The organism is Cellulomonas sp. KH9 (genome assembly GCF_900114185.1).
GTDB lineage: Bacteria > Actinomycetota > Actinomycetes > Actinomycetales > Cellulomonadaceae > Cellulomonas.
Map to the genome: position 1 here is coordinate 23,735 of NZ_FOSE01000002.1, position 26,323 is coordinate 50,057.

Sequence of the window (26,323 nt, forward strand, 5' to 3'; positions counted from 1 at the left end):
CGCACCGGCCGCCCCCCCCGGGGCGACCATCTCGTCGCACGCACCCGCGGGCGCCCGCCGCCCGTCCGGAGGACACATGACCAGCACGCTCGAGCCGCTCGTCCCGGCCGGCCACCTCGGTGGCCCGACGCTGTCCGCCGCCGAGCTCACCGCCGTGCGGGCCGACTTCCCGCTGCTGGAGCGGACGCTGCGCGACGGCCGCCGCCTGGTGTACCTCGACAGCGGGGCGACGTCGCAGAAGCCCGAGGTCGTCCTCGACGCCGAGCAGGACTTCTACGTCCGGCGCAACGCCGCCGTGCACCGCGGCGCGCACCAGCTGGCCGAGGAGGCGACCGAGGCCTTCGAGGACGCCCGGGCGCGCGTGGCCGGGTTCGTCGGCGCGTCGCCCGGTGAGCTCGTGTGGACGTCGAACGCGACTGCCGCGATCAACCTCGTGGCGTACGCGATGTCCAACGCGTCCCTGGGGCGCGGGGGAGAGGCCGCCCGGCGGTTCGCACTGGGCGCCGGTGACGAGATCGTCGTCACCGAGGCCGAGCACCACGCGAACCTCGTGCCGTGGCAGGAGCTCGCGGCCCGCACCGGGGCGACCCTGCGCTGGTTGGGGGTCGACGACGACGGACGGATCCGCACCGAGGACCTCGCGACGGTGGTCACGGACCGCACGCGGGTGCTGGCCTTCACGCACGCGTCGAACGTCACGGGTGCGGTCACGCCGGTCGAGGCGTTCGTCGCCCGGGCCCGCGAGGTCGGGGCACTGACCGTGCTGGACGCGTGCCAGTCCGTGCCGCACCTGCCGGTGGACCTGCACGCCCTCGGTGTGGACTTCGCCGCGTTCTCCGGCCACAAGATGTACGGCCCCACCGGCGTGGGTGCGTTGTACGGCCGGCGCGAGCTGCTCGAGGCCATGCCGCCGGTCACCACCGGCGGCTCGATGGTCGAGGTCGTCACGATGGAGGCCACGACCTACGCCCCGCCGCCGCAGCGGTTCGAGGCGGGCACGCAGATGGTCTCGCAGGCCGTGGCGCTGGGCGCCGCGGCGCAGTACCTCGCCGAGCTCGGGATGCCGGCCGTGGCCGCGCACGAGCACCACGTCGCGGGGCTGCTGCTCGACGCCGTGGCGTCCGTGCCCGGCGTCCGCGTGATCGGCCCCACCGAGAACGTCGACCGGCTCGCGGCCGTGTCGTTCGTCGTCGACGGCGTGCACGCGCACGACGTCGGCCAGGTGCTCGACGACGCGGGGGTCGCGGTGCGCGTCGGACACCACTGCGCGCAGCCGCTGCACCGCCGGTTCGGCGTGGCTGCGACGGCCCGCGCGAGCGCCGGGGTCTACACGACCGACGACGACGTCGCCGCGTTCCGGGAAGCCCTGGCGGGGGTCCGGACGTTCTTCGGTCTGCAGGACACGACGACGGACGGGAGGCCCGCGTGAGCTCGGCCATGGAGCAGCTGTACCAGCAGGTCATCCTCGACCACGCCAAGCACCCGCACGGCAGGGGCCTGCCGGCCGGCGCGACGGCCGTCGGGGTGGCCGTGGCCGACCACGGCACGTGCGCGGCGACCTCGCACCAGGTGAACCCGACCTGCGGCGACGAGATCACGATGCACGTCGACGTCGACACCAGCGGTGACGTCCCCGTGCTGCGTGACGTGGCCTGGGAGGGCCAGGGGTGCTCGATCTCGCAGGCGTCGGCGTCCGTCCTGCACGACCTGGTCGTGGGGCAGGACCTGCCGACCGTCGACCGGCTCGCCGCCACGTTCCGCGACCTGATGCAGTCCCAGGGCGCGGGCATCGGTGACGACGCCGAGGAGATCCTCGGGGACGCCGCGGCGTTCACCGGCGTCTCGCGCTACGCCGCGCGCGTCAAGTGCGCCCAGCTCGGCTGGGTCGCGCTGGCCGACGCCCTCATCCTGTCCGGAGCCCGTACGACGGAGGACGCATGACCACCGAAGAGACCACGCCCGTGCCCGCGACCGGCGCGCCCACGACCGGTGCCGCCACGGCGGCGGACGTCGAGGAGGCGATGCGCGACGTCATCGACCCCGAGCTCGGCATCAACGTCGTCGACCTCGGCCTCGTCTACGGCGTCGTCATCGACCAGACGAACACCGCCGTCATCGACATGACGTTGACGTCGGCGGCGTGCCCGCTGACCGACGTCATCGAGGACCAGTCGGCCCAGGCGCTCGAGGGCGTCGTCGACGGCTTCCGCATCAACTGGGTGTGGATGCCGCCGTGGGGCCCGGAGAAGATCACGCCCGACGGCCGCGAGCAGATGCGGGCCCTGGGCTTCAACATCTGACCCACCGCGTCACGGCCGCTCCCTCACCACCAGGTGAGGGGGCGGCCGTGCGTCGTCGGACGGGTCCCGGTCAGAGGCTGTCGGTCGCGAACGTGTCGCACGCCTCGAGCGAGCCCTGCTCGTAGCCGGTGGTGAACCACGTCTGCCGCTGCTCGCTGGAGCCGTGGGTCCACGTGTCGGGGTTCACGCCGCCCGACTGCTGCTGGATGTGGTCGTCGCCGACGGCGGCCGCCGCGTCGAGCGCCTGCGCGAGCTCCTCGCGCGTCGGCGGCTGCAGGTACGTGACGCCGGTCTCGGGGTCCTCCCGCGTGGCGGCGTCGCCGACCCACATCCCCGCGTAGCAGTCGGCCTGGAGCTCGACCCGCACCGAGTCGGACTCGGCGCCGCCGCCGCTGCGGTCGGCGGAGTCGAACACGCCCGTGAGGTGCTGGACGTGGTGGCCGTACTCGTGGGCGTAGATGTACATCTCCGCCAGCGGCCCGCCCTGCGCGCCGAGCTGCTGCTGCAGCAGGTCGAAGAAGGCGACGTCCAGGTAGATGCCCTGGTCGGCCGGGCAGTAGAACGGGCCGGTCGACGCGGAGGCCTGGCCGCAGCCGGTCGCGACGCCGTCCGTGAACTCGTTGCCCGACGGAGGTGCGAAGGCGGTCCCCGCGGGGACCGTGGCCGCCCAGTACACGTCCAGCGACTCCAGGGTGGCGGAGTACCGGCACAGGGGATCGGCGTTCGCCTGCTCGGCGGTGCACTCGCCGACCTCCTCGACGGGCTGGCTCGCGCCGCCTCCCTGCCCGGAGCCGAGGATCCCGGACACGTCCTGGCCGGTGAACAGGAAGATCGCCAGGGCGATGATCCCGACGAGGCCGCCACCGGCCACCGCGGTGCCGCCGCGCCCGTGGCGCTTGACCCGGCCGCCCTCGAACCTGCCACCCTCGCTGAACGTCACGCGCACACGCTAGCCCCGAGGTCACGCACGCGCGCGGCGGCGCTGGACGGTGGTCCGGGAGCCCGTGCGCGGCAGCGTGTCAGGGGCGGCGCGTCGTCGCCCGCACGACCGCCGCGAGCGCCGTCCCCACGTGCCGCGACGGACCGCGCCGCGGCAGGGCGGCAAGTCGAGGGGCAAGGTCCGGCAACCGGTGCGCCGCGCCGGCCGCCACCGCGCGGGCGGCGAGCAGGGCGGCGGCCCGGTGGGTGTCCAGCGCGCTGTGGCCCGTGCCGGCGAGCGGGACGAGGACGGAGTCCGGGGCGAGCCCGACGACCCGCTCGGCGACGGGCCGGGGCGTGCGCAGGTCGCGGTCGCCGGAGAGGACCGCGACGGGCCACGTGAACGTCGGCAGCGCCGCCGGCAGGTCGACCGGGGCGGCCGGGGAGCCGCCACCGCCGCCCTCGTGCCGCGCGGCCGCGTCGGCGAACGCGAGCTGCGGGTCGAGGGGACCACCGTCCGGCGGCAGCGCGTACCCGAGCTCGTCGTCCATGATCCCCGCGACGAGGTCCGGCTCCATGACGAACGGCTGTCCGGCGCCCGCCACCTCGCCGCTGCCGAGCGTCGCCACCCGGTCCCACACCGCCCGCAGCCGTCCGGCACGCCGGGCGAGCAGGAGGCGGTGCAGCACCTGCGGGCCGGCGAACTCGTGCACGACCTGCACGACGTGGGCGAGGTCGGCCGCCGGTACCTCGTCCGCGAGGGAGCGGACCGCCTCGGCCACGCCGACGAGGGCCGGGTCGTCATCGGCGCGCAGGTCGCCGTCCCACAGGAGGCGGCGCCGGTGCGCGCGGCACGCGGCGAGGTCGTCCGCGGGGGCCAGGACGGGGGAGTCGAGGACCATCCCGGCGACGCGGTCGGGGTGGCGCGTGCCGAAGGCCTGGACGACGTACGACCCGTAGGACGCCCCGAGCAGGACAGCACGCTCCACGCCTGCCGCGTCCAGCACCGCCGCGAGGTCGTCCACGACCGCGGCGACCGTGACGGCCTCGCCCGGCACGTCGTCGCCCCCGCGCAGGCGGCGTGACAGACCGATCCCGCGGTGCTCGACCATGAGGACGTCGAGCCCGCGGCGGGTGGCCTCGGCGCGCAACGCCACGTAGGGCAGCACGGACGCGAGCCCCGGGCCGCCCGGCACGACGACGAGCGGAGGGGCGTCACCGCGCGGAGCGGTACGGACGTAGGCCAGCGGGAGGGTGTCGCCGTGGACCGGCCGGTCCACCGTCCCCCCGCCGTGCGCGAGGACCCCGCGCGCGGCGCGCTCGACCGCCGCGCGGCGAGCGGCGTCCCGTCCGCCCGAGCCCTGCCCCGTCATGCCGTCCGCGCGACCGTCCCGTGTCGTCATGACCCCGTAACGGGCCGCACCGTGGGCCGGTTCCCGCCCGCACCCGCACGTGGGGCAGCATGGGCGCGGCCACCCCCGACCCCAGGAGCGACCGCATGCCCGCGTCCACCCCCGCGCCGTCCGTCCCGGCCGCGTCCCCGTCCGTGCCTGCCGACACCGCTCCCGTGCGTCCCGTCGGGCGCCTGTTCGCCGTCGTCGCGCTCGTGGAGGCGTTCACGTGGGCGGGCCTGCTCGTCGGCATGGTCCTCAAGCACGTCACGCAGACCACCGAGCTCGGCGTGGCGGTCTTCGGGCGCCTGCACGGCGGGGCGTTCCTGCTCTACACGGTCGTCGCCCTGGTCGCCGCCGTGCGGCTGCGCTGGCCGTGGTGGGTCGCGGGGATCGCGCTGGCCGCCGCGGTGCCGCCCCTGGTCACGCTGCCGCTCGAGCGGTGGCTGCGACGCACCGGCCGGCTCGCCCGCCCACTGCCGACCGACGGCGACCCGGCGGCGGTACCCGGCACCTGACACGCGCCGCGCCGCCCCGCGCGCACCTGCCGGTACGGGCTCAGTCCCCGAGCCCGCGCGCCGCCAGCGCGTCGCCCGTCGTCCGCGCGTGCCCCACCATCCGCACCGCCGCCGGCACGACGACCGCCCGGGGGTCCCGCTCCAGCCCGCGTGCCCGGGCGGCGTCCCGCGCCTCGCCCGTGACCCGCACGAGCACCGGGACGGTGCGCAGGAACAGCCCGACGGTGAGCGCCACCGTCTCCGGCGGCAGCCCGACGTGCCGCAGCGGGCGCGCGGCCCGCGCGACCACGGTCAGCAGGTCGTCGGCGCGGGTCGTCGTCGTCACCAGGGTGCCCGCCAGCACCAGGGTCAGCAGGTCCAGTGCCACCTCCGCGCCGTACGCCGCACCGCGCGCCCACGTCTGGTACCCGCCGAGGGCGGCGGCCGTGAGCAGCACGGGCACCAGCCCGCGTGTCGACGTCCGCCACGGCGTGCGGGCCACGACCCCGAGCGCGATCACGACGAGCAGCCCGACGGCCGCCACGACCGGTCCGGTGCGGACGACGAGGACCGCGCCGACCGCCGCGAGCAGGACCAGCTTGAGCCCTGCGGGCGCGCGGTGGACCGGGCTCGTCCCGGGACGGTGCAGGCCCAGCGGGCCGGCCCAGGGCACGCGCTGCGGCCGTCCCGCGCTCACCGGGGACCCCCCGGGCCGCGCCGGGTCCGGGATCGTGGCGGCCCGCTCACGGCACGGCCTCGGCGGCGCGTGCGCCCATGAGCTCCCGGTAGCGGGCGAGGGCGGGCCCCGGCGCGTCGTCGGCGACGACCTGGCCGTCGTCCACCACGAGCACGCGCTCGGCACGCGCGGCCGCCTCCAGGTCGTGCGTCACCACGACGACCTGCTGCGCCAGGGACGCGAGCAGCGCGTCCACGTGGGTGCGCCACCGCAGGTCGAGCAGCGTGGTCGGCTCGTCGCAGACCAGCACGGCCGGCTCGGTCGCCAGCACCGCGGCCAGGGCGAGGAGCTGGCGCTGCCCGCCGGACAGGGCGTGCACCGACACGTGCGCCCGCTGCGCGAGGCCGAACCGGGTCAGCACGTCGAGGGCACGTGACGCGCGCTCGCGGGCGTCCGGCACCGTGCGACGCAACGACAGCGCCACGTCCTCCAGCGGCGTCGGCATGACGATCTGCGCGTCGGGGTCGGTGAACACGAAGCCGACCCGCTGCCGCACGGCGCGGCCGTCGGCGGCCGTGTCGAGCCCGTCGACGCGCACCGCACCGGCCGAGGGCAGCACCAGCCCGTTGAGCAGGCGGGCGAGCGTCGACTTGCCGGAGCCGTTGGCCCCGACCACGGCCACGCGCCGCTCGGTGAGCCGCAGCGTGACGGGCCCGAGCAGCCGCACGACGCGGTCCGGGCCACCGGCCGGGTCGGGGGACCAGGCGGTGACCTCGGCCGCGTCGAGCTCGATCACGCCGTGCGCCGGCCGCGGCGCAGGTCGGGGAACGCGCGCAGCACGGCCAGCGTCACACCCGCGGCGAGCAGGTTCTTCACCACGTCACCGGGCCAGTAGACGACGTCGATGGCCAGAGCCTCGGCGGGGCCGACCGCGAGCCGCGTCATCAGCCCGACGATCCCGGCGGGGTGCGTGACCAGGAACGACGAGCCGAGGCCTGCGGCGACGAGCAGCGGGTAGCGCCACGCCGGGCGCGCGCGCAGCGCGAGCCAGCCGAGCCACCCGGCGACCGCCGCGGTGACGGGGAACGCCAGCAGGTAGCCGACCGACGGCTTGCCCAGCACACCGAGGCCGCCGGTCATCTCGGCGAAGACGGGTACCCCGGCCAGGCCCACGACCAGGTACAGCAGGACGGCGAGGAACCCGCGCCGGGCGCCGAGCACGAGGCCCGCGACGACGACGCCGAACGTCTGCAGGGTGACGGGCACGCCCGCCCCCGTCGGGATCGCCGGCACCAGGGCGCACGCGGCGACGAACGCCGCGAACGTGGCCACGAGGGCGACGTCCGTGCTGGTCCGGCGCACGGAGCGCGGTGCAGGAGGGTCGCCGAGCACCTCGGCGACGACCGGGCCGGGCACGGGCGTCACGGTGCGCGCGCCGTCGTCGTGCGGGAAAGGGCTGGACATGGGCGTCTCCCGCCGGTGAGGTGGACGGTCGTCGGGCCGTCCGCCCGGAGGCGGGCGTGCGACGACGCCGGTGCGGTCGGGAGCCCGACCCCCGGCCACGCTAGCGCTGGGTACGATGGACGGCGTTTGTGCCGGGGGCCAGAACCCGCCCGGTCTTCTCGTAGGAAACCGAGGAACCACCCCGTGATCACCGCTTCGGGCGTCGAGCTGCGCGTCGGCGCCCGCGTCCTGCTGGAACCGACGACCTTCCGGATCGCCTCCGGCGACCGCATCGGGCTCGTCGGCCGCAACGGCGCGGGCAAGACCACGCTGACCAAGACGCTCGCGGGGGAGACCCAGCCGACGGGCGGGACGATCTCGCGCGGCGGTGAGGTCGGCTACCTGCCGCAGGACCCGGCGTCCGGCGACCTGACCCAGCTCGCCATGAACCGTGTGTTGTCCGCCCGCGGTCTGGACGCGGTCCTCGCGTCGATGCGCGACACCGAGGGTGCGATGGCCTCGGCCGACGACGCGACGCGCGACAAGGCCATGGACCGGTACACGCGGCTCGAGGCGCGATTCACCGCGGCCGGTGGCTACGCGGCCGAGAGCGAGGCCCACCGCATCACGGCGGCCCTCGGCCTCGACGACCGTGTCCTGGGGCAGGAGCTCGGCACGCTGTCCGGCGGTCAGCGCCGCCGCGTCGAGCTCGCGCGCATCCTCTTCTCGGGTGCGGACACGCTGCTGCTCGACGAGCCCACCAACCACCTCGACGCCGACTCGATCGTGTGGCTGCGGGACTACCTCAAGTCGTACCCGGGCGGCTTCGTCGTCATCAGCCACGACGTCGAGCTGCTGCGCGCCACCGTCAACAAGGTGTTCCACCTCGACGCCAACCGCTCGCAGCTCGACCAGTACAACCTGGGCTGGGACGCGTACCTGCTGCAGCGCGAGACCGACGAGAAGCGTCGGCGCCGCGAGCGGGCGAACGCCGAGAAGAAGGCCGCGACGCTGCTGGCCCAGGCCGACAAGATGCGCGCGAAGGCCACCAAGGCGGTCGCGGCGCAGAACATGGCGCGCCGGGCGGAGCGCATGCTGTCGGGACTCGACGCGGTGCGCGTCAACGACAAGGTCGCCAAGCTGCGGTTCCCCGACCCGGCGCCCTGCGGCCGCACGCCGCTGACGGCCGAGGGGCTGTCGAAGTCGTACGGATCGCAGGAGGTCTTCACGGACGTCTCGCTGGCCATCGACCGGGGCAGCAAGGTCGTCGTGCTCGGCCTCAACGGTGCCGGCAAGACGACGCTGCTGCGCATGCTCGGCGGCCTGCAGGAGCCCGACACCGGCGAGGTGAAGGCCGGCCACGGCCTGAAGCTCGGGTACTACGCGCAGGAGCACGAGACGCTCGACCTGTCGCGGACGGTCGTGGAGAACCTGCGCACCGCGGCCCCGGACCTCACCGACACGCAGGTGCGCTCGGTGCTCGGGTCGTTCCTGTTCTCGGGCGACGACGCCGACAAGCCCGCCCGCGTGCTGTCCGGCGGGGAGAAGACGCGGCTCGCGCTGGCGACCCTCGTGGTGTCGAGCGCCAACGTGCTGCTGCTCGACGAGCCGACGAACAACCTGGACCCCGCGTCCCGCGAGGAGATCCTCGCGGCGCTGCGCGGCTACCAGGGGGCCGTGGTCCTCGTCAGCCACGACGAGGGCGCCGTCGCGGCCCTCGAGCCCGAGCGGGTCCTGCTGCTGCCCGACGGCGACGAGGACCTGTGGAGCCAGGACTACCTGGACCTCATCGCGCTGGCCTGAGCCTGCAGGTCGCGCCGCTGCTGCGCCTCGATCTCGGCGTCCTCGTCGATCTCGTCCCGGCCGCGCGCGCGGCGGGGTCGGGGCGGGCGCGGGCCTGCTGCCGCCTCCCCGAGCGCACCGGCCCCGAGCGCACCGGCCGCCGCCCACTCGCGGCGTGCCGCGACGCTGAACGCGACGAGGCCCCCCAGGGCGAACACCCACCACTGGAACGCGTACGACAGGTGCGAGCCGGGGTCCGTGCTCGGTGCGGCGAGCGCACCGAGCGGCTCGTCGGCGCCCGGGACCTCGCGCACCAGCCCGCCGTACGCGGCGTACGGCTCACCGTCCACGCCGGCGGCCGCCAGCACCTGGGCCGGTGAGATGGCCTGCACCTGGCCGTCCGGGGCGCTGCGGGCGCTCGCCGGCTCACCCGGCCGCAGCCGGACGGTCACCGTGACGTCGCCGGCCGGCGGTGCGGGCACGTCGACGTCGACCGAGCCGTCCGCACCCGTCGGCACCCAGCCCCGGTCGACCACCAGCACGCGCCCGGCGTCCACCGGGGCACCGAAGGCGCCCGGTGCCGCGTCCTGCACGACCAGGGGGACCAGCACGTGGTACCCGGGCGTGCCGGGCACCACGGGGCGGTTGCGCAGCAGCACCGCCGCGTCCGCCACGTACCGGCCGCGGACCTCGACCGAGCGCCACGCGTCGGCCTCCGGGAGCCGGGCGTCGGGGTCCGCGACGACGTCGGCGAGGTCGACGGGCGAGGCCGCGTAGTTCGCCTCGACGACCGCGATCGCGGCGTCGCGCGCGACGTGCCGGTGCCACTGCCAACGGCCCAGGAACGTGCAGGTGAGCGCGACGGCGACCGCGAGCACCACCAGCCCGACGGCCCGGCGTCGCGCGGCCGCGCGCAGGTCGCCGGCCGTCAGGGGCACGGCCGGCGCGGCGCCCGCCCCGGCGTCGTCCGTCGCCCCCCGGTCGCCGGCCGCGGTCCCGTCCTCGTGCAGCAGGCTCACGGGTCCGACCGCTCCAGCTCGTCGACGGGGACGACGTCCCGCAGGAAGTCCCGCACCCGCAGGTACTCGGTCAGGTGCTCGCGGTGCGCCTCGCACGCCAGCCACACCTTGCGCCGCTCGGGCGTGTGCAGCCGTGGGTTGTTCCACAGCACGCCCCAGGCGGGCTCGGCGCGGCAGCCGCGTGCGCTGCACACGAGCTCCCCGACCACGTCGGGCACGGCACCCTGCGGGGGCGTCGCCATCGTCACCGTCCATCTCCCAGCTCGTCGTGCGGCGGCGCGCCGCCGATCTCCCGCGCCTCGTAGTAGACGCCGGGCTCGTCGCGTCGTTCCCGTCCCGCGTTGGCCAGCAGCACGGCCACGTACGGCAGCACCGCGGCGGCGGCGATCAGCGCGATCGACACCGCGGTGGGCACGTGCGACCACAGCAGGCCCGCGGCCACGAAGCACAGCACGCGCACGCCCATCTGCCACAGGTACCGCCGCTGGCGACGGGCGAGGTCGTCGGCCAGCGCCTCGGGTGCCGAGGTGATGCGGTGCACCTCCGGCCCCGGGTGCGCGGCGCGACGACGAGTCCTCACCGTCCGATGGTAGGCGTGCCCGGGACGCCCGGCGGGGCGACGTGGTGGGGCGCACAGTTTGTGGGTCTCCCACAACGCCGGGGCCGCAACTCGTGGCCGCGCGCACCCCCGTGCCCACCGTCGCCGTCGGCTAGCGTCGTGACCCGTGCCAGCCACGACGCCCGAGACGACCCCTGCCCCCGACGCCGCCGCCCGCGCCCCGCGCAGCGTGCTGGTGACCGGCGCCAACCGTGGCATCGGCCGCGCCATCGCCGAGCGGTTCGTCGCGGCGGGCGACCGGGTCGCCACGATCGTCCGGTCGGGCGGCGCCCCCGACGGGGTGCTCGAGGTGATCGGCGACGTCCGCGACACCGCCTCGGTCGACGCCGCGTTCACGCAGGTCGAGGCCGCGCACGGACCCGTGGAGGTGCTCGTCGCCAACGCCGGTGTCACGCGCGACCAGCTCCTGATGCGCATGACCGACGAGGACTTCGCCGACGTCGTCGACGTCAACCTCACCGGCGCGTTCCGCGTGGTGCGCCGGGCGAGCAAGGGCATGATCCGGCTGCGCCGCGGGCGCATCGTCCTCATCTCGTCCGTGGTCGGCATGTACGGGTCGCCCGGTCAGGTCAACTACGCCTCCTCCAAGGCGGCGCTCGTCGGCATGGCACGTTCCATCACCCGCGAGCTGGGCGGGCGCGGCATCACCGCGAACGTCGTCGCCCCCGGGTTCATCGACACCGACATGACGCGGGCGCTGCCCGACGACCGGCAGCAGGCGTACCTCGGGACGATCCCCGCCGGGCGCTTCGGGCAGGCCGACGAGGTCGCCGCCGCCGTGCAGTTCCTCGCGTCCGACGACGCCGCGTACGTCTCCGGTGCGGTCCTGCCGGTCGACGGCGGCCTGGGCATGGGGCACTGAGCCTCCCTCCGACCTCACCGCGCGGGCGCACGACGCCCGCGCACCTCCGAACGAAAGGCACGTGGACCATGGCACTGCTCGAGGGCAAGACCCTGCTCGTCACCGGCGTCCTCACCGACAGCTCCATCGCGTTCCACGTCGCACGCCTGGCCCAGGAGCAGGGGGCGCAGGTCGTGCTCACCTCGTTCGGGCGCCAGATGCGACTCACCCAGGTGATCGCGCGCCGGCTGCCCCAGGCTGCCCCCGTGGTGGAGCTCGACGTCACGTCGCAGGACGACCTGGACGCGCTCGCGGACCGCGTGCGGGAGCACACGGACCACCTGGACGGTGCGGTCCACTCCATCGGCTTCGCACCCCAGTCGGTCATGGGCGGCAACTTCCTGGCCGGCGAGTGGGCCGACGTCGCGACCGCGCTGCAGGTCAGCGCGTACTCGCTGAAGTCGCTCGCGGTGGCCTCGCAGCCGCTGCTGACGCGCGGCTCGGCCCTGGTCGGCCTGACGTTCGACGCGCGCTACGCGTGGCCCGTCTACGACTGGATGGGTGTCGCGAAGGCCGCCTTCGAGTCGACGGCCCGCTACCTGGCGCGCGACCTGGGTCCCGCGGGCATCCGCGTGAACCTGGTGTCGGCCGGCCCGATCCGGACGACCGCCGCCAAGTCGATCCCGGGCTTCGAGTCGATGGAGGGCGGCTGGCCGGAGCGGGCACCGCTCGGCTGGGACGTCACCGACCCCGAGCCCACCGCTCGTGCGGTCGCCGCGCTCCTGTCGGACTGGTTCCCCGCGACGACCGGGGAGATCGTGCACGTCGACGGCGGTGTGCACGCCATGGGGCTGTGAGCGCCGCAGGGCGGGTCGCGACGGCGACCGGCGGCGGCGCGTCGGCGGGAGGTGCGGTGCCGGGCGTCACGCACGTCACGTCCGTCCCGCCGCCGGCGTGGGCTCGTCGCACCGCGGGCGATGGCACCCTGGTGCGGTGACCCCGCACCGTCTCGTCCTCCTGCGGCACGCCAAGGCCGAACCGGCCGGTGGCGTCCCCGACCACGGGCGTCCCCTCGCCCTGGTCGGTCGGCGTCAGGCCACGGCCGTGGGCGCCGCCCTCGCCGCCGCGGGTCTCGCGCCCACGCACGTGCTCTGCTCGTCCGCGCTGCGCACGCGTCAGACGTGGGACATCGCCCGGGCCGCGCTGACCGCCGCGGGCGCGGCGCCGGCGGCGGTCACCGTGAGCGACGAGCTCTACGACGCGTCCACGGGCGACCTGGTGACGGTGGTCCAGGGCGTGCCGGACGACGCCGCCACCGTCCTGGTCGTCGGCCACGAGCCGACGGTGTCCCACGCCGCGGCCACGCTGGCCGGACCCGGCTCCGACGAGCAGGTGCTGGCCCGCGTCCGCGTGGGCGTGCCGACGGCGGCCTGGTCGGTCCTCGAGCTCGACGGTCCCTGGACGGGCACGGCACCGGGCGCCCTGCGGCTGGTCCACCTGGACCACCCGGCCTGACCGGCGCGCGCACCAGGTGCCGCCCGCCCTGCTCAGGCGGCGAACGGCTCCAGCGCCAGCACCGCGTCCAGCCGCCCGGCGACCGCGACGTCGGCGGCACCGGCCACGACGGGCTTGGCGTTGAACGCGATCCCGGTGGCCGCCGCGGCGAGCATGTCCAGGTCGTTGGCGCCGTCCCCGATGGCGACGGTCCGCGTCATCGGCAGCCCCAGCTCGGTGGCCCACGCGGTCAGCGTCGCGGCCTTCGCCGCCCGGTCGACGACGGGTCCGGCGACCCGCCCGGTGAGGACGCCGTCGCGGGCCTCGAGCCGGTTGGCGTGGACCCGCGTGATCCCGAGCCGCGCCGCCAGGGGGCGTGCCACCTCCAGGAACCCGCCCGACACCAGCCCGACCGGCCAGCCGCGGGCCTGCAGCTCGGCGACCAGCTCCGCCGCCCCGGGGGTCAGCTCGACCTCCGCCAGCACGTCGTCGAAGACCGTGACGGGAAGACCCTCCAGGGTGGCGACACGCTCGCGCAGGGACTGGGCGAAGTCGATCTCGCCGCGCATGGCGCGCTCCGTGATCGCCGCCACCAGCGGCAGCGACCCGGCCCGGGCCGCGAGCATCTCGACGACCTCACCGGTGATGAGCGTCGAGTCGATGTCCATGACGACGAGGCGGGCAGCGGCCGTGCGGGTCTCCACGCCCGCAGGCTAGCGGGCGTGGCCGGGCACGGGCGCCGCCGTCCGCCTGACGTGCGCCGCCGGTCCGGCCCGCACCGGCGGCGCGTCGTCAGTCGGTGATGACCGTGCCCTTCGGGACCACCGTGATCCCGCTCTCGGTGACCGTGAACCCGCGCGCCCGGTCGTGCTCGTGGTCCAGCCCGACGCGCGCCCGCTCGGGGACGATGACGTTCTTGTCGAGGATCGCGCGGTGGATCTGCGCGTACCGCGCGACCTGGACGCCGTCCATCAGCACCGAGTCGGTGACCTGCGCCCACGAGTGCAGCCGGATGCCGGGGGACAGGACCGACCCCGACACGGTCGCGCCCGACACGACGACGCCGGGGGAGACGATCGAGTCCGCCGCGTGCCCCAGGCGCCCCGCGCCGGCGTGCACGAACTTGGCCGGCGGCAGGCCGGTGTACCCCGTGAACAGCGGCCACGCGTCGTTGTAGAGGTTGAAGACCGGCTCGACGGAGATCAGGTCGTGGTTGGCGTCGTAGTACGAGTCGATCGTCCCCACGTCGCGCCAGTAGTCGCGGTCGCGGTCGGTCGACCCGGGCACGTCGTTGCGGATGAAGTCGTACACGCCCGCCGTGCCACGCTCGACGAACCACGGGACGATGTCGCCGCCCATGTCGTGCCGCGAGTTCACGTCCTCGGCGTCCACGGTGACGGCCTGCACCAGGGCGTCGGCGTTCGCCACGTAGTTGCCCATGGACGCCAGGATCTCCAGGGGCGACCCGGGCACCGGTGTGGGGTCCGACGGCTTCTCGCGGAACGCCGCGATGCGCGCCGGGTCGCCGGGCACCGTCTCGATGACACCGAACTGGTCGGCCATGTCGATGGGCTGGCGGATGCCCGCCACGGTGAGCTCTGCGCCCGACTCGATGTGCGCGTCGACCATCTGCGAGAAGTCCATGCGGTACACGTGGTCGGCGCCCACCACGACGACGATGTCGGGGCGCTCGTCGTCGATGATGTTCAGGCACTGGTAGATCGCGTCCGCGCTGCCCAGGTACCAGTGCTTGCCGACGCGCTGCTGCGCGGGGACCGCCGCCACGTAGTTGCCCAGCAGCGCCGACATGCGCCAGGTCTTGGAGACGTGACGGTCCAGCGAGTGGGACTTGTACTGCGTGAGGACGATCACGTGCAGGTAGTGCGAGTTGATGACGTTCGACAGGGCGAAGTCGACGAGACGGTAGATGCCGCCGAAGGGGACCGCGGGCTTCGCGCGGTGCGTCGTGAGCGGCATGAGGCGCTTGCCCTCCCCCCCGGCGAGGACGATGGCGAGGACACGCGGCGCTGGCATGGACCCAACCTAGGGCCGCGCGGTGCTCGCAGCGAGGTGCGCGGCGTCATGAGCGCTAGCGTGTCGCCCGGACGACCGGCGGCGGGCCGGTCACGACTGGAGGCACCGGTGCGCGTCGACCTGCTGACCCGCGAGTACCCACCGCACGTGTACGGGGGCGCGGGCGTCCACGTCGCCGGCCTGACGGCCGTGCTCCGCGAGCTCGTCGACGTGCGGGTGCACGCCTTCGACCAGCCCGTCGCGGAGCCCGGCACGCACGGGTACACGGTGCCCGGCTCGCTGGCCGGGGCGAACGCCGCGCTGGCCACCATGGGCGTCGACCTGGCGATCGTCGACGGCATCGGCCGGGACGCCGCCGACGGCGGCACCGACCTGGTGCACTCGCACACCTGGTACGCGAACCTCGCGGGGCACCTGGCGGCGCTGCTCTACGACGTCCCGCACGTGCTCACCGCGCACAGCCTGGAGCCCCTGCGCCCGTGGAAGGCCGAGCAGCTCGGCGGCGGCTACGCGCTGTCCTCCTGGGTGGAGCGGACCGCGTACGAGGCGGCGGACGCGGTCATCGCCGTCAGCGGTGGCATGCGGGAGGACATCCTGCGCTCGTACCCGGCGGTCGACCCCGGCCGGGTGCACGTCGTGCACAACGGCATCGACCTCGACGGGTGGCAGCGTCCCACGTCGCCGGAGGTCGTCGCCCGCGCCCGCGAGGTGGTGCAGGGCCTGGGCATCGACCCCGACCGCCCGGCGGTGGTGTTCGTCGGCCGCATCACGCGGCAGAAGGGCCTGCCGTACCTGCTGCGCGCGGTCGAGACGCTGCCGACGGACGTGCAGGTCGTGCTGTGCGCCGGTGCGCCCGACACGCCCGAGATCCTCGCCGAGGTCACGGGGTTGGTCGAGGACCTGCGCACGCGACGCTCGGGCATCGTGTGGATCGACCGGATGCTGCCGCGCGACGAGCTCGTGGCCGTCCTCGCGCACGGCACCGTGTTCGCGTGCCCGTCGGTGTACGAGCCGCTCGGCATCGTCAACCTCGAGGCCATGGCCGTGGGCCTGCCCGTGGTCGGCACCGCCACGGGCGGCATCCCCGAGGTGGTCGTCGACGGCGTCACCGGTCTGCTGGTGCCGATCGACCAGGTGCAGGACGGCACCGGGACACCGGTCGACCCGGACGCGTTCGTGGCCGACCTGGGCGCCGCGCTCGCGGACGCCGTGTCCGACGTCGGCCGGGCCGCGCAGTGGGGTGCCGCCGCGCGCCGGCGGGTCGAGGACCACTTCTCGTGGCACGCGATCGGCGAGCGGACGCTCGAGGTCTACCGCGCGGTGCTGCGGGGCTGACCCGGGCGCGGCGACGTCAGTCGCGCGTCAGCGCGGTGGCGGCGGCCGCCATCGCGCGGCGCGCGACGCGGTCGACCTCCCGCAGCGCGGTGGCCCGTTGGTCGGCCTGCCAGGTGTTCACCGCGCCCCCGTCGTCCTGCGCGGCGAGCGCCACGATGCCGCGCAGCCGTGCCGCGCTCGACAGCACCCGCAGGCGCTGCGCGTCGACCCGGCGCGGCAGCCGTCGCTCGGGCAGCGCGCCGTCGCGCACCTGGGCGATGGCGTCGGCGGCGTCGGGGCGCCACCGCTCGACCCCGAGCTGCACCAGCGCCTCCGTGGCGGTCAGCAGCCCGCGGCGCAGGTCGCGCTCGGCGTCCTCGAGCGTGCCCACCTGCGCCCACACGGCCGTCCGCCAGTCCGGCACGGCGGTGACGCGCCAGGTCACGAGGTGACCCGGTTCGAGGTCCGAGCCGAACCGCCGGACGTCCGGGACCGCGGCGAGCAGCCGGGTGCCGGCACGCAGCAGCACGCACTCGCCGGCGTCGACGGCCGGCCCCGACACCGCCGGCGGCGCGGCGACCGGCTCACCCGGGACGGGCAGCAGCGCGGCCGCCTCGTCCACGGGACGTCCGAGCCAGCGCACCCAGTCGGCCAGGGTCAGCGGCTCGCCGTCCACGTCGACCGTGTGCGGCTCGTCGTCGTGCTGGACGGCGGGCACGGCCGCGTCGGTCTCACCGCCGGACGTCAGCCACAGCGCGAGGAGGACGGACCGGGGCAGGTCGAGCGTGGCAGCCACGGCACCACGGTAGGCGCTGCGGTGCGGCCGACGTCAGCCCACGGCGTGCAGGGGTGCCGCGAGCGCGACGCCCGACCCGTCGCGGCGCTCGTCGACCGGCGGGAGGTCCACCGGCTGGCCGCCGGAGCCGGTCGCCCGCGCGGGCGCCGGTCCCACGTGGGCGAGCAGGAGGGTGTCCTCGCCCTTGAGGAACCGGTGCGAGCGCACGCCGCCCGTGGCCCGGCCCTTGCCCGGGTAGGCGGCGAACGGGGTCACCTTGGCCGAGCCGGTCTGCGTGCCGGGCAGCGCCGCGGACGACCCGGACACCGTCACGACGACCGCGTCGTCCCCGGGGCGCACGACACCGAACGCCACGACCCGCGCGCCGGCGGCGAGCTTGATGCCGGCCATCCCGCCGGCCGCGCGGCCCTGCGGGCGCACCTGGGCGCCGGGGAAGTGCAGCAGCGAGGAGTCGGACGAGACCAGCACGAGCTCGTCGTCGTCCCCCGCGAGGGCGGCACCGACGACCGCGTCGCCGTCCTTGAGGGAGATGGCCTCCCACTCGTCGCCCTTGGTCGGCACGTCGCCGGGCGTCACGCGCTTGACGACGCCCTGGACGGTCGCCAGCGCCAGCGGGGGAGCGTCGGCGCCCAGCGGGACGAGCGCGACGACGCGCTCGCCCTTGTCGAGCGTGACCGCCTCGCCCACCGGCAGCCCGCCGGACAGCGACGGCGGGCCGTCGGTCGGCGGCAGCGTGGGCAGCTCGAGGACCGACAGGCGCACCACCCGCCCCGCCGACGTCAACGCACCGACCTCGGCGCGGGCGCTGGTCGCGACGGCCGAGGCGATGACGTCGTGGCGGCTGCGGACCGAGCCGTCACCGCGTGCGGGCTCGACGTCCTCGGACGTGCGCGCCAGCAGGCCCGTGGCCGACAGCAGGGCCCAGCAGGGCGTGTCGGGGATCTCCAGCGACGCGGGTGCGCCCTTGGCCGAGGTCGGTGCGCCCGCCGCGCCGGCGAGGCTCGTCCCGCCGGCGCTCTCCAGCAGGACGGTCCGGCGCGGGGTGCCGTACGTCGCGGCGACGTCGGCCATCTCGTCCGAGGTGACGGTGCGCAGCAGGGCGTCGTCGCCGAGGATCGCCTGCAGCCGCGCGATCTCGTCGATCAGCTCGTCGCGCTCCTTCTCCAGCTCGATGCGCGAGAACTTCGTCAGCCGCCGCAGCCGCAGCTCGAGGATGTACTCCGCCTGCGGCTCCGACAGGTCGAAGACCGACCGCAGCCGACCCCGCGCGGTGTCCGCGTCGTCCGACGTGCGGATGACCTGGATGACCTCGTCGATGTCGAGGATCGCGACCAGCAGGCCCTCGACGAGGTGCAGGCGCTCCTGCCGCTTGGTCAGGCGGTACGACGTGCGGCGGCGGACGACCTCGAGGCGGTGCTCGACCCACACCCGCAGCAGGTCGACCAGCCCGAGCGTGCGCGGCTGCCCGTCCACCAGGGCGACGTTGTTGACCGAGAACGAGTCCTCCAGCGGCGTGTGCCGGTAGAGCTGCCCCAGCACCGCCTCGGGGTCGAACCCGGTCTTGACCTCGATGACCAGCCGCAGCCCGTGCGCGCGGTCCGTGAGGTCGACGACGTCGGAGATCCCGGAGAGCTTCTTGGACTGCACGCCCTCCTTGATCTTCTCGATGACCTTCTCCGGGCCCACCGTGTACGGCAGCTCGGTGACGACGATGCCCTTGCGGCGTGGCGTGACGTTCTCGATCCGCGCGGTGGCCCGCGTCCGGAACGCGCCGCGGCCGGTGCGGTACGCGTCGCGCACACCGTCGAGGCCGACGATCTTGCCGCCCGTCGGCAGGTCCGGGCCCGGGACGAACCGCATGAGGTCCTCGAGCGTGGCGTCGGGGTGGGTGACCAGGTGACGTGCCGCGGCGACGACCTCGACGAGGTTGTGCGGCGCCATGTTCGTCGCCATGCCCACCGCGATGCCGGTCGCGCCGTTGACCAGCAGGTTCGGGATGGCGGCGGGCAGCACGCCCGGCTGCTTGAGCTTGTTGTCGTAGTTGGGGACGAAGTCGACGACGTCCTCGTCGAGGCCCTGGGTCATCGCCACCGCGGCCGGCGCCATCCGGGCCTCGGTGTACCGCGAGGCCGCGGGGCCGTCGTCGAGCGACCCGAAGTTGCCGTGCCCGTCCACCAGTGGCAGGCGCAGGGAGAACGGCTGCGCCAGACGCACCATCGCGTCGTAGATCGCCGTGTCGCCGTGCGGGTGCAGCTTGCCCATGACCTCGCCGACCACGCGCGCCGACTTCACGTACGGCCGCTCGGGGCGCAGCCCCATGTCCGCCATCTGGTAGATGATCCGCCGCTGCACGGGCTTCAGGCCGTCGCGCGCGTCGGGCAGGGCACGCGAGTAGATCACCGAGTACGCGTACTCGAGGAACGACCCCTCCATCTCCGTCGTGACGTCGACGTCGACGATCCGCTCGACGAGGTCCTCGGGCGGCAGGTCGGGGGTCGCGGGGCGACGCGCCATGGGCTGGTGTGCTCCTCGGGTGCTGCGGTGCGGGTGGGGCGTGCGGGTGCCGGCGGTTCGCGCGCCACGACCATTGTCGCCGCGCCGGGTCCGTCCTCGGTGCAGCCGCGCCGCTAGCCTGGCGGCATGGCCGACGTCGTCCCCCCTGACGGGCACCCGGACCCGGCCGGTGCGCCGGGGTCCGCCGCCGCACCCTACCCGGCAGGCTGGGAGGCGGACGTCGTCCTCACGGACGGCACCACCACGCGGTTGCGCCCGATCCGCCCGGACGACGCCGACGCGCTGCAGTCGTTCCACGTCGCGCAGTCCGAGCGCTCGACGTACCTGCGGTTCTTCGCGTCGCTCGACCGGCTGCCGGAGCGCGACCTCGAGCGGCTCGTGACGGTGGACCACGTCGACCGGGTGGCCCTCGTGGCCGTGACGGGGTCGCCCGAGGCGGGCACGCCCGAGCGCATCATCGGCGTGGCGCGGTACGACGTGGTCGAGCCCGAGACCGCCGAGGTGGCCTTCAACATCGCCGACGCCCACCAGGGCAAGGGCCTGGCCTCCGTGCTGCTCGAGCACCTGGCCGCGGCGGCGCGCGAACGAGGCGTCCGGCACTTCCTCGCCGAGGTGCTGCCGCAGAACGGCCGCATGCTGGCCGTCTTCAAGGAGGCCGGGTACGAGGTGCGCCAGCGCACCGAGGACGGCGTCGTGCAGGTGACGTTCGACATCGACCCCACCGAGCGGTCGCTGGCCGTCGCCGCGGACCGGGAGCACCGGGCCGAGGCGCGCTCGATGCGCGCGCTGCTCACGGCGCGGTCGGTTGTCGTGGTGGGACCCGGACCGGAGGCGGCCGGGTCGCTGGCCGCCCGCCAGGCCGAGCGCGTCCTCGACGGGCTCGCGGACCAGGCGCGTGCCGGACGGCTGACGGTGCACGCGGTCGCCGTGGGCGCACCCGAGGGCCGGGACGGGGCGGCGGAGGTCGACGCGGACGGGGTGCACCACCACACGCGGATCGACGACGTGCCGGGGCCCGTCGAGCTCGCCGTCGTGGCGCTGCCCCCCGAGCGCGTCCTCGACGCGGCCCGCCGGCTGGGCGCGCTGGGCGTGCGCGGGCTCGTGCTGCTGTCCAGCGGGTTCGCCGAGTCGGGCCCGGAGGGGCTCGCGCGGCAGCGCCTGCTGCTGGGCGTGGCCCACGGCGCCGGCATGCGCGTGGTCGGCCCGGCCTCGTTCGGGCTGATCGCGACGCAGGACGGCACCCTGCTGGACGTGTCGCTGGCCACGCGCCCGCCGCGACCGGGGCGCGTCGGGCTGTTCTGCCAGTCGGCGCCGCTGGCCGTCACGCTGCTGGGCGCGGTCGAGCGCCGGGGCCTGGGGCTCGCCCAGCTCGTCTCGGCGGGGCACCGCGCCGACGTGTCCGGCAACGACCTCATGCAGTTCTGGGGCGAGGACGACGGCACCGACGTCGTGGCCCTGTACCTGGAGTCGATCGGCAACCCCCGCAAGTTCTCGCGCATCGCCCGCCGGCTCGCGGCGCACAAGCCGGTGGTCGTCCTCACGGCGGGCCGGTCGGGCCACGTCGCGCCCCCGGGCCACGCCGTGCGGCCGACCCGTGCGCCCCGCCGCACCCTGGAGGAGGTGCTGCGCCAGTCCGGCGTGATCCGGGTCGACAACGTCCACCAGATGCTGGACGTCGTCCAGCTGCTGGCGCACCAGCCCCTGCCGCGCGGACGACGCACCGCGGTGCTCGCGACCTCCACGGGCGTGGCCGCCCTGGTCGCGGAGGCCGCCGCCGCCGCCGGCCTGGTCGTGACCGACCGCGTCGAGCTGCTCGCCGAGGACGCGTCGCCGCACGAGGTGCACGACGCCGTGGAGCGGGTCTACGGGGACCCCGACGTGGACGTCGTGATCGTCCTGCGCATCCCGACCCTCGGGGTGCCGGACGCGGTCCTGCCCGGGGAGGTCGCCCGTGCCGCGGCCCGCACCGGCAAGTCGACGGTCGCGTGCATCCACGACCTGCACGGTGTGACGCCCGACCTGGCGGCCGCCGCCCCGGACGGTCGGGTGTGGACCGTGCCCGCGTACGCGGCACCGGAGGACGCCGCGCTCGCCCTGGGCCGGGCCGCGCGCTACGCCGCGTGGCACGCCGCCGACCGGGGACGCCCGGTGCAGCCCGCGGGCGTCGACACCCGCGCCGCGGCCCGCCTGGTGGCGCGCCTGCTGGCCGCGTCGGGCGCCACCGACGGCTCCCCGCTGCCGCTCGACCCGGCCCAGACCGCCGAGCTGCTGGCCGCCGCGGGGGTCCACGTGTGGCCCTCGGTGCGCGTGCGCGACGCGGACGAGGCGGTCGCAGCCGCCGACGCGCTGGGGTGGCCCGTCGCGGTCAAGACCACCGTGCCGGCGCTGCGGCACAGGGCCGACCTCGGCGGTGTGCGGCTCGACGTCGCCGACGCGACCGAGCTGCGCGCGGACGTCGCCGGCATCCTGGCGCTCGCGGGCGAGCACGACCCCGGACCCGGCGTGCCGCCCCTGGAGGTGCAGGCGATGGCCCCGCACGGCGTCGCGTGCGTCGTGCGGTCCACCGAGGATCCGCTGTTCGGGCCCGTCATCAGCCTGGGCGTGGCCGGGGACGCGGCCGACCTCCTCGGTGACGTGGCGTACCGGGTGCCGCCGCTGACGGACGTCGACGTCGCCGAGCTCGTGCGCACGCCGCGGGCGGCACCCCGGCTCTTCGGGTACCGGGGGCTGCCGGCCCTCGACGTGGCGGCGCTGGAGGACCTGGTCGCCCGGGTGTCCGTGCTCGCCGACGCCCTGCCCGACGTGCGGTCCCTCGAGCTCAACCCGGTGGTCGTCTCACCGCACGGTCTCGCCGTGCTCGGCGCGTACGTCACGGTGGCACCGGCCGACCGCGCCGACGCCACCCGCCGGCTGGCGCGGCCGTGAGCCCGTCCGGGGGACGTCCCTGGCGCGCCCGTCACCGCCGGACCGGCCCGCCCGCGCGGGGATGGGAGGATGGTGGCGTGCCTGCACTCTCCACCGCGCTGCGTGACGACCTGCACCGTGCCGGGTACTACCCGGAGCTCGTCGGCGAGGTCCTCGAGCTCGCCCTGGCCGGCGAGGACACCGTCGCCCACCTGGTCCACCCCGAGACGACGTTCGACGGTGCGGAGGTGCGACGGCACGTCACGGTGCTCGTGCTGACCGCGACCCGGTTCGTCGTCACCCACGTCGACGACCACCCCGCGGACTCCGAGCACCCGTCGGCCAGCGCCCAGGCGACGACCGAGGCGGTGCCGCTGCGCGAGCTGCGCTCGGTGGCCTTCACGCACGTCATGAACGACCCGCAGGAGCACCGCGCCGGCGACGGCGCCTCGGAGCTGACGCTGGCGATCGGCTGGGGTGCCGTGTCCCGCGTCGACCTGGAGCCCGCGTCGTGCGGCGACCCCCAGTGCGACGCCGACCACGGCATGAGCGGCTCGATCACCCCCGACGACGTGGTGGTGCGGGTGAGCGCCGCGGCGGAGGGACGCGAGGCGGTGCTCGCCGCGATGCGGTTCGGGCGCACGCTCTCGGCGGCGACGACCCAGCGGTGAGCGTGTCCGCGCGGGCCGGGGCCCTGCCGCACCCCGACGAGCTGGTGACCCCGGGCGACGGGCCGTCGCTGCGGCACGTGCTGCCCGCGGTGGCGGCCTCGCTGGGGGTCGACGTCGCCGACGGCGCACCCGCCCAGGCGCTGCTGGGGCTGCCGGCCGCGACCCGCGCCTGCGTGGTGCTGGTCGACGGGCTCGGCCACCTCAACCTCGCCGAGCGCGGTGGGCACGCACCGTTCCTCCGCTCGCTGCTGGCGTCCTCGCAGCCGCTGCTCAGCACGTTCCCCTCGACCACGGCGACGGCGGTCGCCGCGTTCGGCACCGGGTGCGGTCCGGGCCGCACCGCGATGCTCGGCTACACCGTGCGGGTGCCCGAGACCGGCCGCCTGGGCAACCTCGTCTCCTGGACGGACATGCCGCCCGCGGACCGCTGGCAGCCGCACCCCACCGTGTTCGAGCAGCTGGGTGCCGCCGGCGTGCGGGTCACCAGCGTCGGACCGGCCCGGTTCCAGGGCTCGGGGCTCACCGGTGCCGCCCTGCGCGGCGCGCGCTACGCGGCCGCGGAGTCGCTGGACGACCGCGTCGACGCGGTGGTGCGGGCGCTGCGCGAGCCCGGGGTGGCCTACCTGTACTGGCACGACGTCGACAAGACCGGGCACCACCACGGCTGGGGCTCCTGGCAGTGGGGCGAGGCGCTCGCGGAGCTCGACGCCGCGCTGGGGCGGCTGGCACGCTCGCTGCCCCGCGACACGCTCCTGGTCGTCACCGCCGACCACGGGATGGTCGACGTCGACCCGGCTCGTCGGCGCGACGTGGGCACGGACCCGGTGCTGGGCGACGGCGTCGCGACCGCCGGGGGAGAGCCCCGCGCGCTGCACCTGCACGTCGCCGACGGCGTCGACCCCGGTGCCGTCGCCGCCCGCTGGCGCGACGAGCTGGGCGACGACGCGGTCGTGCGCACGCGCGACGAGGCGGTCGGGGCCGGGTGGTTCGGGCCGGTGGAGCCGCGCGTGCTCCCGGTGGTCGGTGACGTGGTCGTCGCGATGACCGGGGCCGCGACGGTGGTCGACTCCCGCACGCAGACGCCGGCGTCCGTCGCCCTCGTGGGCGTGCACGGGTCGCTGACGGCCCGCGAGATGCTCGTGCCGCTGCTGGTGCACCGGTGAGCGGGCGAGCCGTGCGACGGAGAGGCTGAGCGTGGCCGAGCTGGTGTTCTTCTCGGGGACGATGGACTGCGGCAAGTCGACGCTGGCGCTGCAGATGCACCACAACCACGCCGCACGCGGCCGCGACGGGGTGCTGTTCACCCGGCAGGACCGCGCGGGCAACGCCACGATCTCCTCGCGGCTGGGTCTGCAGCGCCGGGCGGACGAGGTGGACGACACCACCGACTTCTGGGCCGAGGTCGTGACCCGGCGCACGCGCGGCCGGCCGGTCGACTACCTCATCGCCGACGAGGCGCAGTTCTACACCGCCGTCCAGGTCGAGCAGCTGGCCCGCGTCGTCGACGAGCTGTCCGTCGACGTCTACGCCTTCGGCATCACGACGGACTTCCGTGCCCGGCTGTTCCCCGGGTCGGCGCGCCTCGTCGAGCTGGCCGACCGGGTGGAGGTGCTCCAGGTCCGGGCCCTGTGCTGGTGCGGGGCGCGGGCCACCCACAACGCGCGCACCCTGGACGGCGTCATGGTCGTCGAGGGCGACCAGGTCGTCGTCGGCGACGTCGCGGGTGGGGCCGGCGAGGTGGCCTACGAGGTCCTGTGCCGCCGTCACCACGTGCGGCGCATGACCGCGCGCGTGGCCCGCGCCACCGGCCCGTCGGCGCAGACCCTGCTGTTCGACGACGAGGCGGGCGACCGCCGCGGCGGCACCGCTCCCTGAGCGGGGCAGGGCTGCGTGCGGGGCCCTGGCCGAGCGGCGGGCCTCGTCCGTGCGACGGTGCCGTCGCACGGACCTCACTCCGGCTTGGCGCCGAAGACGATCTCGTCCCAGCTGGGCACCTTGGCGCGCGTGCGCCGGGAGCGTCGCTCACCGGACCCCGGTCGGGGCTCCGCGGCGTCGTCCGGGGTGGGCGTCTCCGGGGCGGGAGCCGCCGCGGGGGTCGCCGGCACCGCACCGGTCGGCGGGGAGGTCCGCTCGCCGCGGGGTGGCGTCAGCACGACCGCCTCGCGCGCGGGGTCGGCGTCCCGGGGGTGCGCGCCCGGCGCACTCGCCTCGTCGATCGTGCCGGTCACGGCCCCGTCGTCGACCGGGCCCGCCGTGAAGTCGAACGCGTGCTGCGGGCCGAAGCCCTCGAACTCCTCGTCGTCACCGTCGAGCTCCAGGGGCTGGCGCACGCCACGGCGCGTGCGCAGCTCGTCGAGCAGCACGTGCGTGGGCTCGGGCTCCTCGGGGGTCACCTCGCCCATCGCCTCGAGGTCGAACACCACGTCCCGCACGGCCGCCAGGTGCCGCCGCGCCGCGGGCTCGTCGATCTCGGTCTCGGAGAGCCAGCGCGCCTCGTCGTCGTCGGCGACGACGGCGCGTCGCACGGGGTCGTACGTCCAGCGGGCGGTGCGCGGACCGTCGTCGACGACGAACCGCGCCACGACGGTCCAGGGGCCCGTGCCCTCGCGCGCGGCGTCCCACGCCAGCGACCCGACGTCCACGCCGCGGGCCGCGAGGCGGTCCGTGACCAGGTCGCCGAGCAGGGGGGCACCCGAGTCGCGCCCGACGCGCGTGCCGCGCGCCTGCTCCGCGACGTACTCACGCTCGGCCAGGACGGGGCCCTCGTAGCGGCGCACGGACTCGACGGGCACGCCCGCGGCGTCGGCGACCTCCTGCGCGGTGGCGCCGGCCCGGATCCGCGACTGGATCTCGCGAGGGCTCAGCGACCCGGCCTGCTCGGCGCGCAGCTGCTCCAGCTGCGGCCGGTCACGGCGCACCGCCGCCCGCAGCGGGTCGTCGATGCGCAGGCGGAAGCGCTGCCCGTCGGGCGCGACGACGACGAGGTGCTCGCCGTCCTCGTGCAGACCGACCAGCTCCAGCTCACCCATACGACCTCCCCGGGCTCCAGGAGGGAGCCTGCCATCTCCGGGCCGCGAACGCGCGCACCTGCTCCGGTGCGCCGCGGCATC

General features: G+C 75.8%; 26 protein-coding genes. 13 read left to right on the top strand and 13 right to left on the bottom strand.

Annotation, left to right across the window (positions count from 1 at the left end; translation table 11 throughout):
- Window positions 1-76 precede the first annotated feature (76 nt).
- The 3 genes from BMZ16_RS06260 to BMZ16_RS06270 are packed head-to-tail and all read left to right on the top strand — an operon-like array spanning window position 77 to window position 2,300.
- A complete protein-coding gene (locus tag BMZ16_RS06260) occupies window positions 77-1,429 on the top strand; it encodes a SufS family cysteine desulfurase (RefSeq protein WP_089798788.1) in 1,353 nt (450 codons plus the stop codon).
- The gene (gene sufU, locus BMZ16_RS06265; protein ID WP_089798789.1) at window positions 1,426-1,941 is read left to right on the top strand and encodes a Fe-S cluster assembly sulfur transfer protein SufU; all 516 of its coding nucleotides are present in this window, start codon (window positions 1,426-1,428) and stop codon (window positions 1,939-1,941) included. Before BMZ16_RS06260 ends, sufU begins: the two co-directional genes overlap by 4 nt.
- Window positions 1,938-2,300: a metal-sulfur cluster assembly factor gene (locus tag BMZ16_RS06270; protein ID WP_089798790.1), complete on the top strand. Its 363-nt coding sequence runs from the start codon at window positions 1,938-1,940 to the stop codon at window positions 2,298-2,300. The genes sufU and BMZ16_RS06270 overlap by 4 nt, the downstream gene beginning before the upstream one ends.
- A gap of 70 nt (window positions 2,301-2,370) precedes the next feature.
- On the opposite strand, the gene BMZ16_RS06275 is transcribed toward BMZ16_RS06270, so the two are convergent.
- The gene (locus tag BMZ16_RS06275; RefSeq protein ID WP_089798791.1) at window positions 2,371-3,240 is read right to left on the bottom strand and encodes a KPN_02809 family neutral zinc metallopeptidase; all 870 of its coding nucleotides are present in this window, start codon (window positions 3,238-3,240) and stop codon (window positions 2,371-2,373) included.
- 79 nt (window positions 3,241-3,319) lie between these two features.
- The gene (locus BMZ16_RS06280) at window positions 3,320-4,621 is read right to left on the bottom strand and encodes an alpha/beta fold hydrolase (protein WP_255366407.1); all 1,302 of its coding nucleotides are present in this window, start codon (window positions 4,619-4,621) and stop codon (window positions 3,320-3,322) included.
- Between the two features lie 95 nt (window positions 4,622-4,716).
- On the opposite strand from BMZ16_RS06280, the gene BMZ16_RS06285 reads away from it, so the two are divergent.
- Window positions 4,717-5,127 carry a DUF3817 domain-containing protein gene (locus BMZ16_RS06285; RefSeq protein WP_177199619.1) on the top strand — a complete coding sequence of 137 codons (411 nt, stop codon included), beginning with the start codon at window positions 4,717-4,719 and terminating at the stop codon, window positions 5,125-5,127.
- Window positions 5,128-5,167: 40 nt separating this feature from the next.
- On the opposite strand, the gene BMZ16_RS06290 is transcribed toward BMZ16_RS06285, so the two are convergent.
- Genes BMZ16_RS06290 through BMZ16_RS06300 form a run of 3 tightly spaced genes read right to left on the bottom strand, consistent with a single transcriptional unit; the run spans window position 5,168 to window position 7,246 of the window.
- Window positions 5,168-5,803, bottom strand: coding sequence for an energy-coupling factor transporter transmembrane component T family protein (locus BMZ16_RS06290; RefSeq protein ID WP_089798793.1), 636 nt, complete (start codon window positions 5,801-5,803; stop codon window positions 5,168-5,170).
- Window positions 5,804-5,849: 46 nt separating this feature from the next.
- On the bottom strand, window positions 5,850-6,578 hold the full coding sequence (locus tag BMZ16_RS06295) for an energy-coupling factor ABC transporter ATP-binding protein (RefSeq protein WP_089798794.1): 729 nt from the start codon (window positions 6,576-6,578) through the stop codon (window positions 5,850-5,852).
- Window positions 6,575-7,246 carry a biotin transporter BioY gene (locus tag BMZ16_RS06300; protein ID WP_089798795.1) on the bottom strand — a complete coding sequence of 224 codons (672 nt, stop codon included), beginning with the start codon at window positions 7,244-7,246 and terminating at the stop codon, window positions 6,575-6,577. Before BMZ16_RS06300 ends, BMZ16_RS06295 begins: the two co-directional genes overlap by 4 nt.
- Before the next feature lie 183 nt (window positions 7,247-7,429).
- Here BMZ16_RS06300 and BMZ16_RS06305 point away from each other — a divergent pair, with 183 nt between their 5' ends.
- Complete coding sequence (locus BMZ16_RS06305; protein ID WP_089798796.1) at window positions 7,430-9,028, top strand: ABC-F family ATP-binding cassette domain-containing protein; 1,599 nt, start codon at window positions 7,430-7,432, stop codon at window positions 9,026-9,028.
- On the opposite strand, the gene BMZ16_RS06310 is transcribed toward BMZ16_RS06305, so the two are convergent.
- From BMZ16_RS06310 to BMZ16_RS19710, 3 genes are read right to left on the bottom strand one after another with little or no spacing between them, the layout of a single operon-like run.
- Window positions 9,001-10,026 (bottom strand): SURF1 family cytochrome oxidase biogenesis protein, encoded by a 1,026-nt coding sequence (locus BMZ16_RS06310; protein ID WP_369822493.1) that lies wholly within the window; start codon window positions 10,024-10,026, stop codon window positions 9,001-9,003. The two genes, BMZ16_RS06305 and BMZ16_RS06310, sit on opposite strands and share 28 nt — an antisense overlap.
- A complete protein-coding gene (locus tag BMZ16_RS06315) occupies window positions 10,023-10,268 on the bottom strand; it encodes a hypothetical protein (protein ID WP_089798797.1) in 246 nt (81 codons plus the stop codon). The genes BMZ16_RS06310 and BMZ16_RS06315 overlap by 4 nt, the downstream gene beginning before the upstream one ends.
- Before the next feature lie 2 nt (window positions 10,269-10,270).
- A complete protein-coding gene (locus tag BMZ16_RS19710; protein ID WP_255366408.1) occupies window positions 10,271-10,606 on the bottom strand; it encodes a DUF3099 domain-containing protein in 336 nt (111 codons plus the stop codon).
- A 145-nt stretch (window positions 10,607-10,751) separates the two neighbouring features.
- On the opposite strand from BMZ16_RS19710, the gene fabG reads away from it, so the two are divergent.
- The 3 genes from fabG (at window position 10,752) to BMZ16_RS06335 (ending at window position 13,001) form a co-directional block, all read left to right on the top strand.
- Window positions 10,752-11,507 (top strand): 3-oxoacyl-ACP reductase FabG, encoded by a 756-nt coding sequence (gene fabG / locus BMZ16_RS06325; RefSeq protein ID WP_089798799.1) that lies wholly within the window; start codon window positions 10,752-10,754, stop codon window positions 11,505-11,507.
- 68 nt (window positions 11,508-11,575) lie between these two features.
- Window positions 11,576-12,343: an enoyl-ACP reductase FabI gene (gene fabI / locus BMZ16_RS06330; RefSeq protein ID WP_089798800.1), complete on the top strand. Its 768-nt coding sequence runs from the start codon at window positions 11,576-11,578 to the stop codon at window positions 12,341-12,343.
- Window positions 12,344-12,479: 136 nt separating this feature from the next.
- A complete protein-coding gene (locus BMZ16_RS06335; RefSeq protein ID WP_089798801.1) occupies window positions 12,480-13,001 on the top strand; it encodes a SixA phosphatase family protein in 522 nt (173 codons plus the stop codon).
- A gap of 32 nt (window positions 13,002-13,033) precedes the next feature.
- Here BMZ16_RS06335 and serB read toward each other — a convergent pair whose 3' ends face one another.
- Window positions 13,034-13,684, bottom strand: coding sequence for a phosphoserine phosphatase SerB (serB, locus tag BMZ16_RS06340; protein WP_089798802.1), 651 nt, complete (start codon window positions 13,682-13,684; stop codon window positions 13,034-13,036).
- A gap of 88 nt (window positions 13,685-13,772) precedes the next feature.
- On the bottom strand, window positions 13,773-15,014 hold the full coding sequence (locus tag BMZ16_RS06345) for a glucose-1-phosphate adenylyltransferase (RefSeq protein ID WP_089798803.1): 1,242 nt from the start codon (window positions 15,012-15,014) through the stop codon (window positions 13,773-13,775).
- Between the two features lie 108 nt (window positions 15,015-15,122).
- On the opposite strand from BMZ16_RS06345, the gene glgA reads away from it, so the two are divergent.
- On the top strand, window positions 15,123-16,349 hold the full coding sequence (gene glgA, locus BMZ16_RS06350) for a glycogen synthase (protein ID WP_089798804.1): 1,227 nt from the start codon (window positions 15,123-15,125) through the stop codon (window positions 16,347-16,349).
- A gap of 16 nt (window positions 16,350-16,365) precedes the next feature.
- Here the strand turns inward: glgA and BMZ16_RS06355 are convergent, their stop codons facing one another.
- Together BMZ16_RS06355 and BMZ16_RS06360 are read right to left on the bottom strand one after the other, a co-directional pair.
- A complete protein-coding gene (locus BMZ16_RS06355; protein ID WP_089798805.1) occupies window positions 16,366-17,124 on the bottom strand; it encodes a hypothetical protein in 759 nt (252 codons plus the stop codon).
- A gap of 33 nt (window positions 17,125-17,157) precedes the next feature.
- A complete protein-coding gene (locus tag BMZ16_RS06360) occupies window positions 17,158-19,638 on the bottom strand; it encodes a DNA gyrase/topoisomerase IV subunit A (protein WP_089798806.1) in 2,481 nt (826 codons plus the stop codon).
- Window positions 19,639-19,764: 126 nt separating this feature from the next.
- Between BMZ16_RS06360 and BMZ16_RS06365 the strand changes: the two genes are divergently transcribed.
- The 4 genes from BMZ16_RS06365 to BMZ16_RS06380 all read left to right on the top strand — a co-directional run bounded on the left by BMZ16_RS06365 (window position 19,765) and on the right by BMZ16_RS06380 (window position 25,088).
- Entirely contained in the window at window positions 19,765-22,563 is a 2,799-nt protein-coding gene (locus tag BMZ16_RS06365) for a bifunctional acetate--CoA ligase family protein/GNAT family N-acetyltransferase (protein ID WP_089798807.1), read from the top strand.
- Window positions 22,564-22,640: 77 nt separating this feature from the next.
- Window positions 22,641-23,213 (top strand): DUF5998 family protein, encoded by a 573-nt coding sequence (locus tag BMZ16_RS06370; RefSeq protein WP_089798808.1) that lies wholly within the window; start codon window positions 22,641-22,643, stop codon window positions 23,211-23,213.
- Between the two features lie 2 nt (window positions 23,214-23,215).
- Entirely contained in the window at window positions 23,216-24,376 is a 1,161-nt protein-coding gene (locus BMZ16_RS06375; RefSeq protein ID WP_089799885.1) for an alkaline phosphatase family protein, read from the top strand.
- A 31-nt stretch (window positions 24,377-24,407) separates the two neighbouring features.
- The gene (locus BMZ16_RS06380) at window positions 24,408-25,088 is read left to right on the top strand and encodes a thymidine kinase (protein ID WP_089798809.1); all 681 of its coding nucleotides are present in this window, start codon (window positions 24,408-24,410) and stop codon (window positions 25,086-25,088) included.
- A gap of 74 nt (window positions 25,089-25,162) precedes the next feature.
- Here BMZ16_RS06380 and sepH read toward each other — a convergent pair whose 3' ends face one another.
- Entirely contained in the window at window positions 25,163-26,242 is a 1,080-nt protein-coding gene (gene sepH, locus BMZ16_RS06385; protein WP_089798810.1) for a septation protein SepH, read from the bottom strand.
- Window positions 26,243-26,323 lie beyond the last annotated feature (81 nt).